Origin of the sequence: Pseudomonas sp. UW4 (assembly GCF_000316175.1) — a bacterium.
In the GTDB taxonomy this organism is placed as follows: Bacteria; Pseudomonadota; Gammaproteobacteria; order Pseudomonadales; family Pseudomonadaceae; genus Aquipseudomonas; species Aquipseudomonas laurylsulfatiphila.
Map to the genome: position 1 here is coordinate 2,384,945 of NC_019670.1, position 11,139 is coordinate 2,396,083.

Below are 11,139 nucleotides of genomic sequence, written 5' to 3' on the forward strand. Positions count from 1 at the left end.
TCAGGGTTGAGGTGGCTGCCGGTGGTTGGCCTGGCAGTGAGTTCAGGCTAACGAGGTGATCCGGACAGCCGACCAACAACTCGATTACAAAGTTGTAATGAAACGCCCCTGCAACACCGCAACCCCCTGTGGGAGCGAGCTTGCTCGCGATGGACGCAAAGGCACCGCGTTTATACAGATGCCCCGTGTATTCGTTAACGACCATCGCGAGCAAGCTCGCTCCCACAGGGGGGGCGCAGCAACCCGCGGATCCATGGCCTAAGCTTGTTTGCAGGCCCATGCTCTTCGAACACCTCGATGGGCAAGCGGCACCTATAAAAACAACGCAATCAGGAGATGCCCATGTCCGCTTTGATCCGTCGTTTCAGTCGCTGTATGGCCGCCGGTTTGACCGCTGCCGTGCTTGTCGCACCGGCCTTCGCCCTCGATACCGTGAAATTCATGGCCCCGGGTTCGGTGGGCGGTGGTTATGACCAGACCGCCCGTGTGTTGGGCAAGGCCATGGTCGAAGCCAATACGGCCAAGGCCGTGACCTTCGAGAACAAGGGCGGGGCGGGCGGGACCCTGGGGCTGGCGCAATTTGCCAACAGCACCAAGGGCGATCCGAATGCGTTGCTGGTGGTCGGCGCGATCATGGTCGCGGGCATCGAACAGAACAAACCGCAGATCAGCCTGAAGGATGTGACGCCCATTGCCCGGTTGTTCACCGAGTACAACGTGATCGCCGTGCGCAAGGAATCGGAATACAAGACCCTCGATGACCTGATCAAGGCCTTCAAGGACAAGCCGACGAGCATCACCTGGGGCGGCGGCTCCAAGGGCTCGGTGGATCACATCGGCATTGCCGAGCTGGCGGGCAAACTGGACGTGCCGGTCAACAAGGTGAACTACGTGGCGTTTGGTGGCGGTGGCGAGGTGGTTGCCCAGGCGCTGGGCGGCCAGCTCAAGGTAATCACCGGCGGTTTCGCCGAACTGGGCCAGTACATCAAGAGCGGTCAGTTCCGTGTCCTGGCCATCGGCGCGCCGGAGCGTGTTCCCGGCATTGACGCACCGACCCTCAAGGAGAGCGGCTATGACGTGACGATCGGCAACTGGCGCGGCGTTTACGGTGCGGCGGGCCTTACCCCGCAGCAGCGCAAAGAGGTGATCGACGCTGTGGTGGCCGCTACCAACAGCAAGGTCTGGCAGGACAATATCCAGGCCAACGCCTGGACGCCCAGCGTGTTGACCGGCGATGAGTTCGGCAAATTCGTCGAGGAAGAACACGTGCGGTTGCGCGCTATGCTGGTCAAGGTCGGGCTGCTTTGAGATGGCCACACTGCGCGCAGTGGTGCCGACGCAATTGGCGGTCGGCATCGGCCTGATCGCCATCAGCGTCATGTTGGCGTTGGGTGCCTACCGGTTTCCTCCCGAAATGGGTTTCGTCATCCTCCCGGCCTACGTTTACCCCTATATCGTGGCGGCGTTTCTCGGCGCTGTGGGTCTGTTGCTGAGCTATCAGGCGCTCAGCGGCGGTTTTCGCGAGCTGGATAACGACGACACGGGCACGGTGCCCGGAGGAAAAACCGGCGCCGCCTGGGTGACCGCCGGGCTTGTCGGGGTGGCGCTGCTGATCAATCTCATCGGTTTTGTGCTGGCCGCCGGCTTGTTGTTCGCCTGTTCGGCGCGGGGGTTCGGCAGTCGTCATCCGCTGCGGGACCTGGCCATCGGTATTGCCCTGACCCTGCCGATCTACTGGCTGTTCAACGCCGGGCTGGGGGTTTCCCTGCCGTCGCTGATCAACATCTGGCTTTGAAAGGAGATAGACACCGTGGACATTCTTTCAAGCCTGGCGATGGGTTTTTCCTCGGCACTGACCCCGATCAACCTGATGTGGGGGTTCATCGGCTGCCTGCTCGGCACCGCCATCGGCGTGCTGCCGGGGATCGGTCCGGCGCTGACGGTGGCCCTGCTGTTGCCGATCACCGCCAAGGTCGACCCCACAGGCGCACTGATCATGTTCGCCGGTATTTACTACGGTGCGCAGTTCGGCGGTTCCACCACCTCGATCCTGCTCAACACCCCGGGTGAATCGTCTTCCATGGTCACGGCCCTGGAGGGCAACCAGATGGCCCGCAACGGCCGCGCCGGCCCTGCGTTGGCAACGGCGGCGATAGGCTCCTTCGTCGCGGGCACCATCGCCACGGTTCTGCTGACGCTGTTTGCGCCGGTTGTGGCCAGGCTGGCGCTGAATTTCGGTCCGACCGAATATTTCGCGATCCTGGTGCTGTCGTTCACCACCGTGTCGGCGGTGCTCGGCGCCTCGATGCTGCGAGGGTTTGCTTCGCTGGGCGTCGGGCTGACCATCGGTTTGATCGGCCTGGACTCGACCTCGGGCATTGCCCGCTACACCCTGGGCGTTCCCGAACTGGTGGACGGTATCGAGGTGGTACTGGTGGCGGTCGGTTTGTTCGCCGTGGGCGAGGCCTTGTACAGCTTGCTCTATCAAAAAGAATCGAACGAAGGGCGGCATCGCCTGACCTCGTTATGGATGAGCCGCGCCGACTGGAAACGTTCGGTGCCTGCCTGGTTTCGCGGCACGCTGATCGGCTTTCCGTTTGGTTCGATTCCGGCCGGCGGCGCGGAGATTCCGACCTTTCTGTCCTATTCCACCGAGCGCAAGCTCAGCAAGTACCCCAAGGAGTTTTCCGCCAACAAGGGCGAGGGCGCCATCGAAGGCGTCGCCGGCCCCGAAGCGGCCAACAATGCCAGCGCGACCGGGTCCCTGGTGCCGTTGCTGACCCTGGGCATCCCGACGTCCGCCACCGCGGCGATCCTCCTGGCCGCGTTCCAGAACTACAACCTGCAACCGGGGCCGATGCTGTTCGAAACCTCCGCCGACCTGGTCTGGACGCTGGTGGCCTCGCTGTACATCGGCAACGTCATCCTGCTGGTGTTGAACCTGCCGTTGGTGGGGCTGTGGGTCAAACTGCTGCAGATCCCCCGGCCGTACCTGAATGCCGGCATCCTGGTATTCGCCACCATCGGCGTGTATGGCATGCGTCACTCATCTTTCGACCTGCTGTTGATGTTGGCGATTGGCTGGGGCGGGGTGTTGATGCGGCGGTTCGACTTCCCCGTCGCCCCGGTGATCGTCGGCATGCTGCTGGGGCCGATGGCCGAGAAACAACTGCGCAATGCCTTGTCCATCGGCGAGGGCGACTGGACGGTGTTCGTCACGCAACCGATCTCGGCGTTCTTTCTCGCCCTGACGCTGCTGGTGCTGGTGGTGCCTTATGTGTTGCATAAACGCGGGATCAAGTTGCATGAGGATGATTGAGCAATCCCTGTGGGGGCGATGTGTCAGTGAAATAATGGTCAACTGACCCGACGCCTTCGCGAGCAGGCTCGCTCCCACAGTAATTTCGGTCGTTCACGAATATTGCGTACACCCGCTAACCCTGTGGGAGCGGGCTTGCTCGCGAAAGCGGTGTGTCATTCAACAGATAAGTTGACTGACCCGACGCCTTCGCGAGCAGGCTCGCTCCCACAGTAATTTTGGTTGTCCACGAATACTGCGTACACCCGCTAACCCTGTGGGAGCGAGCCTGCTCGCGAAGGCGGTGTGTCAGCGAAATAAATGTCAACTGACCGGACGCCTTCGCGAGCAAGCCCGCTCCCACAGTAATTTTGGTTGTTCACGAATACTGCGTACACCCGCTCCCACAGGGTCATGCGGTGGTCTGTGCGGTGAACCACTGCATGACCGGTGCGCACGCCGGATGGGAGGCCGCCGAGGGTTGCAGGCACAACGAGTAAATCCCCCGGGTCTTCAAGGGCTCACCAAACGGAATCACCAGTTCACCGCGCTGGATCGACTCGCCAGCCAGCGTCATGTCAGTCATCGCCACCCCCAGCCCCCGGGCGGCGGCATCGAGTGCCAGTTCGTCGAGGTTGAAGGGGATATGCCGATACTCCTGCAACGCCTTGCCGCCATTGGCCGACAGCCATACCTGCCAGTCATTTTGATCGCAGGAGCGGTGCAGCAACGCGAACCCCGACAGATCTTCCAGCGAAGCCAATGGCCGGGTCGGCTTGCCCAGCCCGGGCGCGCACACCGGCACCAGTGCTTCCTCGAACAGCGTCAGGCAATCGGGCGCCGTGGACGGCTCTGGCAGATAGAGAATGTAGGCGTCGCTGTCACTGGCAGGTTCCACGACTTCCGTGGCCACGGTTTCAATGGACAGGGAGACGTCCGGGTGATGCCGGTAGAAATCGTTCAGCTTGGGCAACAGCCAGCGCACCGCCAGTGACACGTGCATGCGAATGCGGAACGGGCGTTGCTTTGGCGCGAGCCGGTCTTCGAGCGACCTCAATTGTTCAAGGATGGTGCGAGCGCTGGCCAGCACCTGGTCGCCTTCCGGGGTCAGTTGCAGGCTGCGGCTGCTGCGCACGAACAGCGCGACACCGAAGTGGCTCTCCAGTTGCTGGATCTGTCGGCTCACGGCGCTTTGGGTCAGGCAGAGCTTTTGCGCCGCCTGGGTGAAGCTGCCCGACCCGGCGACCTCGACCAGGGCCTGCAAGCCCTGCAGCGAGGGCACGTGGCGTACTTTATCCATGCGTTTTCAGAATGCCTCGATGATTTAATAACGTTGGTTGTCTGCGTTATCAGCCTTTAGATTCTAGTCATGGACACCGTTCACGAAAACCATTTATGCGAATCCTGCATAAAGCGCTGATCGAGACGGTTCGCAGAACAAGAACCTGAGGTGACGCATGGAAAATATCTGTGGCTGGATTGCGCAAGCGGGGAGTTCTCCGTTGCGCGACCCGCTCAAAGGCACGCAGCACGCCGACTGGCTGGTGATCGGCGCCGGCATTACCGGCCTCAGTGCGGCGCACGCCCTGGCGCAAATGCACCCCCAGGCACGCATTGTGGTCGTCGACCGCCAGCGGGCTGCGCAGGGGGCATCGGCGCGTAATTCCGGGTTTGTGGTGGCCCACGAACATCCCGTCGCCGGCGAGCTGTCGGGCAGCGCCGGGTTCGCCGGTTATCAAGTGGATACGGCGATCGGCCGCGCCGCCGCCGATGAAGTGCGCAAGCAGATCGCCCGGCTGGGCATCGAATGCGACCTCAGGGAATCGGGCTACTTCTTTGCCGTCAGCGATCCACGCAAGCTGAGCCAAGTCGAGGCCAAGTTGCAGACCTTGCGGGCCGTTGGCGCCAGCGCGCAGTTCCTGCAAGGCGAGCAACTGATCGAGAAACTCGGCACCCGCCACTACCGTGCCGGAATCTGGTGCGGCAATGGCAATGCGCTGCTGCAACCGGCCAAGTACGTGAAGGGCCTGCTCGATGCCTTGCCGCCGACAGTGACGGTCTATGAGAACAGCGATATCTCAGGACTTGAGCGCCTCGGCGACGGCCGGATCCGCGCCCGGGGCCAAGACGGCTGCGTTGAAGCCAAGCAAGTGTTGGTCTGCCTGAACGCGTTCATTCCTCGTTCAGGGATCGACGACAGCGGCACCTTCGCGATGGAGCTCAGCGCCAGCCTCACGCGGCCCCTCAGCGATCAAGAGTTTCAAGCCCTGGGGGCGCCAGCTTCCTGGGGTGTGCTGTCGACCCGGCCATTGGGCGCCACGGTGCGCCTGACGCCGGATCGCCGGGTGATGATCCGCAACACGGCGGAATACCGCTCCAGGGATTTGTCATTGGGCGAGCTGTCGACCCGTCGCCAACACCACGTGCTGGGGTTGCAACGACGTTTCCCGATGCTCGGCGAGCAGGACATCGAATACACCTGGACCGGTCATCTCAGCGCTTCGCGCTCCGGGCAACCGTACTTTGCCAAGGTCGAGGAGGGCGTGTTCGCCGTGGCCGGGTGCAACGGTTCCGGCGTGGCGCGGGGCACGTTGTGGGGGCGCTTGCTCGCGGAGTGGGCCTCGGGCGGTGATTCACCGCTGCTGCAATCGGTCATCTCGCGGGCACAACCCGGCTGGCTGCCGCCCAAACCGTTGCTCGACATCGGTGCCATGCTGCGTATGCGCGTGGAAACGGTCCGGGCCAGAAGCGAAGTCTGAACAACACGAACTTCACAACAAGAACAACAGCACTTCCCATCGAAGGTGATTCAACATGCGCGTCAATACGCTCTCCCTTGTGGCCCTGATCTCGACCTTTTCCGCCGTCGCCTACGCCGACGAAACCGTCAATATTTCCAACTGGAACGGTTACATCGCCGACGACACCTTGCCCGACTTCACCAAGGCAACCGGGATCAAGGCGACTTACGACATCCACGACAGCAACGAAGTGCTGGAATCGAAACTGATGACCGGCAATACCGGGTATGACGTGGTCAGCCCGTCGAACCACTTCCTGTCGCGCCTGATCAAGGCCGGCGCCATCCAGAAACTCGACAGGAGCCAGTTGCCCAACTGGAAAAACCTCGACCCGGCGCTGATGAAGAAGCTTGAGGTCAACGACCCGGGCAACCAGTATGGCTTCCCTTACATGTGGGGCACGGCGGGCATCGGCTATAACGTCGAGAAGATCAAGGCGATCTTCGGCAATACCGACGTCACCCATTCCTGGAAGCTGTTCTTCGACGAGAACAACATCAAGAAACTCAGCGAGTGCGGCGTGGCGATCATCGACAACCCGACGCAGATCCTGCCGATCACCCTCAACTACCTGGGGCTGCCGCCACATAGCCATGAATCGGCCGACTACAAGAAAGCCGAGCAGGCACTGCTGAAGATTCGGCCTTACGTCCAGTATTTCCACGCGTCCAAGTACATCAGCGACCTGGCCAACGGTAACGTCTGCGCGGTGATCGGTTTCAACGGCGACATCGTGCAGGCGGCCGCCAGCGCCAGGGAAGCCAGGAACGGGATCGACATTGCCTACTCGATCCCGGACGAAGGTTCCACCCTGTGGCTGGACATGGTGGTCATGCCCAAGAGCGCGCCACACGAGAAGAACGGCTACGCCTACATGAACTACCTGCTGGAGCCGAAGGTGATTGCCAACATCAGCAACAGCATCCACTACGCCAACCCCAACAGCGCGGCGGATGCCTTCGTCGACCCGGCGGTGAAGCAGGACCTGGCGATCTACCCGCCGAAAACCGTGATGGACAAGCTGTTCACCGTCGAGGACTTGCCCGCGGCCATCGCCCGCCTCAGCACGCGCTTGTGGACCAAGCTGAAAACCAATACCTGATCGCTACGTCATGCGCACATCTGTCGCTTGAGCAAAATCACTGTGGGAGCGAGCTTGCTCGCGATAGCGTCAGGCCAGACGACATTGATGTTGAATGGACCACCGCGATCGCGAGCAAGCTCGCTCCCACAGGTTTCGGTTCGCTCCGACAGAATGTTTCAGACAGGATTTACGCTAGATGGGTTCAGGCGTCGATGGCCGGGAAGTCGATGTCGGTCAGGGCTGCGTTGTTCAGGTAGTTGGTCAACGTTTGCGAAGCCACATGGGCGATCACTTCGATGATCTTGCCGTCGTTGATACCGGCATTACGGGCAGCGGCGATCTGCTCGACGCTCAGGTGGCCACGGCTTTCGGTGACCTGGCGGGCGAGGGTGGCAATGGCGTTAAGCTCGCCGTGTCGTGCGCTGAGGATCTCTTGCTTCGACAGCCCGGCCTTGCCGGCAAACAGTGTGTGAGCGGCCAGGCAGTAGTCGCAGCCGTTGACTTGCGAAGTGGCGAGGAACACCGCTTCCTTTTCCGTGGCGCTCAGGGACGTCTTGCCCAGTGCGGCCGAGTTTTGCAGGTATGAGGCCAGCACGGCCGGTGCGTGGGCCAGGACTTTGAAGACGTTGGGCAGAAAACCGATTTTCTTCTGCACGCCTTCCAGCAGCGGACGGGTGGCATCGGTGGCGTGTTCCAGGCTGATCGGGGCGATGCGGGTCATGGTGATACTCCGTGGTGTGAGGCGCGGAATGCGCTGGGTACGGAGCTCATGTTAGGCAGAAGGTCTGGTGTATTGGATGCAAATCGTCGAGGATATGCGACAGATCGTCCAGAACTGCCTGCGGGAGCCTTGTCATGGATCGCTTGTCCACGTTGCTCACCCATTTCGGCGTCAATGCCGGTACTTTCCATAGCGGTATGTTCTGCGGCACCGTCGCCTACGACGGCCAACAGGCCAGCGGTCATTTGCACCTGCTCCAGGCGGGCGAGTTGCTGCTCAAAATGGGCGACCAGCCGGACCTGCAACTGACCGAGCCGAGTCTGATCTTTTTCCCCCGGCCCTATCGACATCGTCTGTTTGCGTCTGAAGCATCCGGCACGCAACTGGTGTGCGCGACCCTGGATTTCGACGGCGGTGCGGGCAATGCCCTGGCGGCGGCGCTGCCGGATTACCTGGTGCTCAAGCTCGATGAAATCCCGACCCTGGCCGGGACCCTGGAATGGCTGTTCAACGAGGCGTTCGACGGTACGTGCGGGCGTGAAGCGGTGATGGACCGCCTGTTCGAGCTGCTGGTGATTCTGTTGCTGCGGTACATCCTGAGCACCACGGGCCAGCGACCGGGCATGATGGCGGGCCTTGCCGATGCGCGCCTGGCGCGGCCCCTGAGCCTGATGCATCAAACCCCGGCCAAGGCCTGGAGCGTGGCCGAACTCTCGGTCGCCGCCAACATGTCGCGGGCCAGTTTCGCCGAACACTTTCGCCGGGTGGTCGGGCAGACGCCGGTGGATTACCTGGTGAGCTGGCGCATCAGCCTGGCGCAGAAACGCCTGCGCGAGGGCCGGCCGATAGCGCTGATTGCCGAGGAAGTCGGCTACGAAAGCCCCTCGGCGTTGGCCCGGGCATTCCGGCGCAAGACCGGGCTGAGCCCGCGGGAGTGGAAGGGCAGCTGACCACCGCAAATCCCCTGTGGGAGTGGGCTTGCTCGCGAAGGCGGAGTGTCAGCTTGCACAAGTGTTGACTGACCCAGCGCTTTCGCGGGCAAGCCCGCTCCCACAGTTGAATGTTGCTGTGCACAAATTCCGGGTACGACATAAAGCCCCTTGTGGGAGCGGGCTTGCTCGCGAAAGCAGCATGTCAGTCGACATCATAGGTGTCTGACACTCCGCCTTCGCGAGCAAGTTCGCTCCCACAGAGGATCTCCTTATGACGAAGATCCCTTGTGGGAGCGAGCTTGCTCGCGATGGCAATAGTCCAGACAACGCTGGACCAATGGCCTAAAGATACTTATCCGTCACTGCCCCCTCCGAAGCACTGGACACGGTCTTCGCATACTTGGCCAGCACCCCGCGCTTGTATTTGGACTCCGGTCGCACCCAGCGCGACTTGCGCTCGGCCAGCACGGCATCGGACACATCAACGGTAATCTGCCGGGTTTGCGCATCGATGATGATCCTGTCGCCATTCTCGACCAGCGCAATCGGCCCGCCTTCAAAGGCTTCCGGCGTGATGTGACCGACCACGAAACCGTGGGAACCTCCGGAAAAACGCCCGTCGGTGATCAGCGCCACATCCTTGCCCAGGCCCTTGCCCATGACCGCCGAGGTCGGCGAGAGCATTTCGCGCATGCCCGGCCCGCCCTTGGGCCCTTCGTAGCGGATCACGATCACTTCGCCGGGCTGCACTTCGCCATTGAGAATGCCGGCCAGCGCACCTTCCTCGCCGTGATAGACCCGCGCCGTGCCTTCGAAGCGCAGGCCTTCCTTGCCGGTGATCTTGGCCACGGCGCCGGTGGGCGAGAGGTTGCCGCGCAGGATGACCAGGTGCGAGTCCTTCTTGACCGGCTGGTCGAACGGCCGGATCACGTCCTGGCCGGCCGGGTAGTCGGGCACGCCGGCGAGGTTTTGCGCCAGGGTCTGGCCGGTGACGGTCAGCACATCGCCGTGCAGCATGCCGGCATCGAGCATGCGCTTCATCAGCGGTTGAATGCCGCCGATGGCCACCAGTTCGCTCATCATGTACTTGCCGCTGGGGCGCAGGTCGGCGACCACCGGGGAAACTTTACCCAGTTCGACGAAGTCATCCAGGGTCAGTTCGACATCCACCGCGTTGGCCATGGCCAGCAGATGCAGCACGGCGTTGGTCGAGCCGGCGAGGGCGATCACCACGCGGATCGCATTCTCGAAGGCTTTGCGGGTCATGATGTCGCGGGGTTTGAGGTCGAGCTTGAGCAACTCCATGACCTGCTGCCCGGCGCGGAAACTGTCCGAGGCCTTGTCGCCGCCAATGGCGTCCTGGGAGCTGGAGCCGGGCAGGCTCATGCCCAGCGCCTCGATGGCCGAGGCCATGGTGTTGGCGGTGTACATGCCGCCACAGGAGCCGGGGCCGGGAATCGCCACTTCCTCGATCTGCTTGACCTGGATCTCGCTGATGTCGCCCCGCGCGTGCTGGCCCACGGCCTCGAACACGGAAATGATGTCGGTATGCCCGGCCCCGGGCTGGATGGTGCCGCCATAGACAAAGATCGACGGGCGATTGAGCCGCGCCATGCCGATCAGGCAGCCCGGCATGTTCTTGTCGCAGCCGCCGATGGTCACCAGGCCGTCGAAACCCTCGCAACCGGTGACCACTTCAATGGAGTCGGCGATCACCTCGCGCGATACCAGCGAATACTTCATGCCTTCGGTGCCATTGGCGATGCCGTCGGAAATGGTGATGGTGTTGAAGATCACGCCCTTGGCACCGGCGGCATTCGCGCCTTTTTCGGCCTCGAGCGCCAGCTTGTCGATGTGCATGTTGCAGGGCGTGACCATGGCCCAGGTGGACGCGATGCCGATCTGCGGCTTTTTGAAGTCTGCATCGGTAAAGCCCACGGCCCGCAGCATGGCGCGTGCCGGTGCGGCCTCCACGCCGTCGATCACTTGAGAGGAGTACTTGCGCAGATCGTCTTTGTCGCTCATGACTTGTCCTCACCGGCTCATCTGAAGACCACTGAGTATAGTCGCCGATCCGCCGTCACCTCGTGCACCGGCTTCTACGGCACTATCAGTGACCGGACCATCGAGTCGGGAACAGACGCGCGGGTTAGCCTTGTCGTGATATTCTTCGCAACAACTTGGTTTGACCTATTCTGTTTACCTGTCCTCGCGACGGGCGAACGAATCACTGTCGCTCAAGTAGCTGAAGCCAATAAAGATAAAAAGTCAGTTCAGAAGGGACAAAAAACTGGGGTCGATGC

9 protein-coding genes are annotated in these 11,139 nt (G+C 61.9%); 6 read left to right on the forward strand and 3 right to left on the reverse strand.

The window, feature by feature from the left end; translation table 11 throughout:
* The first annotated feature begins 342 nt into the window (after positions 1 to 342).
* From PPUTUW4_RS10440 to PPUTUW4_RS10450, 3 genes are read left to right on the forward strand one after another with little or no spacing between them, the layout of a single operon-like run.
* Complete coding sequence (locus PPUTUW4_RS10440) at positions 343 to 1,308, forward strand: tripartite tricarboxylate transporter substrate-binding protein (RefSeq protein WP_015094604.1); 966 nt, start codon at positions 343 to 345, stop codon at positions 1,306 to 1,308.
* Between the two features lies 1 nt (position 1,309).
* Complete coding sequence (locus PPUTUW4_RS10445; protein WP_015094605.1) at positions 1,310 to 1,795, forward strand: tripartite tricarboxylate transporter TctB family protein; 486 nt, start codon at positions 1,310 to 1,312, stop codon at positions 1,793 to 1,795.
* A gap of 15 nt (positions 1,796 to 1,810) precedes the next feature.
* Positions 1,811 to 3,319, forward strand: coding sequence for a tripartite tricarboxylate transporter permease (locus PPUTUW4_RS10450; RefSeq protein ID WP_015094606.1), 1,509 nt, complete (start codon positions 1,811 to 1,813; stop codon positions 3,317 to 3,319).
* A gap of 391 nt (positions 3,320 to 3,710) precedes the next feature.
* On the opposite strand, the gene PPUTUW4_RS10455 is transcribed toward PPUTUW4_RS10450, so the two are convergent.
* Entirely contained in the window at positions 3,711 to 4,598 is an 888-nt protein-coding gene (locus tag PPUTUW4_RS10455; RefSeq protein ID WP_015094607.1) for a LysR substrate-binding domain-containing protein, read from the reverse strand.
* Positions 4,599 to 4,755: 157 nt separating this feature from the next.
* On the opposite strand from PPUTUW4_RS10455, the gene PPUTUW4_RS10460 reads away from it, so the two are divergent.
* Positions 4,756 to 6,057 carry an FAD-binding oxidoreductase gene (locus PPUTUW4_RS10460; RefSeq protein ID WP_015094608.1) on the forward strand — a complete coding sequence of 434 codons (1,302 nt, stop codon included), beginning with the start codon at positions 4,756 to 4,758 and terminating at the stop codon, positions 6,055 to 6,057.
* Between the two features lie 55 nt (positions 6,058 to 6,112).
* Entirely contained in the window at positions 6,113 to 7,201 is a 1,089-nt protein-coding gene (locus PPUTUW4_RS10465; protein ID WP_015094609.1) for a polyamine ABC transporter substrate-binding protein, read from the forward strand.
* A gap of 184 nt (positions 7,202 to 7,385) precedes the next feature.
* Here PPUTUW4_RS10465 and PPUTUW4_RS10470 read toward each other — a convergent pair whose 3' ends face one another.
* Positions 7,386 to 7,904 carry a carboxymuconolactone decarboxylase family protein gene (locus PPUTUW4_RS10470; protein ID WP_015094610.1) on the reverse strand — a complete coding sequence of 173 codons (519 nt, stop codon included), beginning with the start codon at positions 7,902 to 7,904 and terminating at the stop codon, positions 7,386 to 7,388.
* A gap of 134 nt (positions 7,905 to 8,038) precedes the next feature.
* On the opposite strand from PPUTUW4_RS10470, the gene PPUTUW4_RS10475 reads away from it, so the two are divergent.
* Positions 8,039 to 8,854, forward strand: coding sequence for an AraC family transcriptional regulator (locus PPUTUW4_RS10475; RefSeq protein ID WP_015094611.1), 816 nt, complete (start codon positions 8,039 to 8,041; stop codon positions 8,852 to 8,854).
* 324 nt (positions 8,855 to 9,178) lie between these two features.
* Here PPUTUW4_RS10475 and ilvD read toward each other — a convergent pair whose 3' ends face one another.
* Positions 9,179 to 10,861, reverse strand: coding sequence for a dihydroxy-acid dehydratase (gene ilvD / locus PPUTUW4_RS10480; protein ID WP_015094612.1), 1,683 nt, complete (start codon positions 10,859 to 10,861; stop codon positions 9,179 to 9,181).
* Positions 10,862 to 11,139: the final 278 nt, after the last annotated feature.

Coding starts and splice junctions, on each gene's coding strand:
- PPUTUW4_RS10440 (WP_015094604.1), top strand. CDS start 343: ATGTCCGCTTTGATCCGTCGTTTCAGTCGCTGTATGGCCGCCGGTTTG.
- PPUTUW4_RS10445 (WP_015094605.1), top strand. CDS start 1,310: ATGGCCACACTGCGCGCAGTGGTGCCGACGCAATTGGCGGTCGGCATC.
- PPUTUW4_RS10455 (WP_015094607.1), bottom strand. CDS start 4,598: ATGGATAAAGTACGCCACGTGCCCTCGCTGCAGGGCTTGCAGGCCCTG.
- PPUTUW4_RS10460 (WP_015094608.1), top strand. CDS start 4,756: ATGGAAAATATCTGTGGCTGGATTGCGCAAGCGGGGAGTTCTCCGTTG.
- PPUTUW4_RS10465 (WP_015094609.1), top strand. CDS start 6,113: ATGCGCGTCAATACGCTCTCCCTTGTGGCCCTGATCTCGACCTTTTCC.
- PPUTUW4_RS10470 (WP_015094610.1), bottom strand. CDS start 7,904: ATGACCCGCATCGCCCCGATCAGCCTGGAACACGCCACCGATGCCACC.
- PPUTUW4_RS10475 (WP_015094611.1), top strand. CDS start 8,039: ATGGATCGCTTGTCCACGTTGCTCACCCATTTCGGCGTCAATGCCGGT.
- ilvD (WP_015094612.1), bottom strand. CDS start 10,861: ATGAGCGACAAAGACGATCTGCGCAAGTACTCCTCTCAAGTGATCGAC.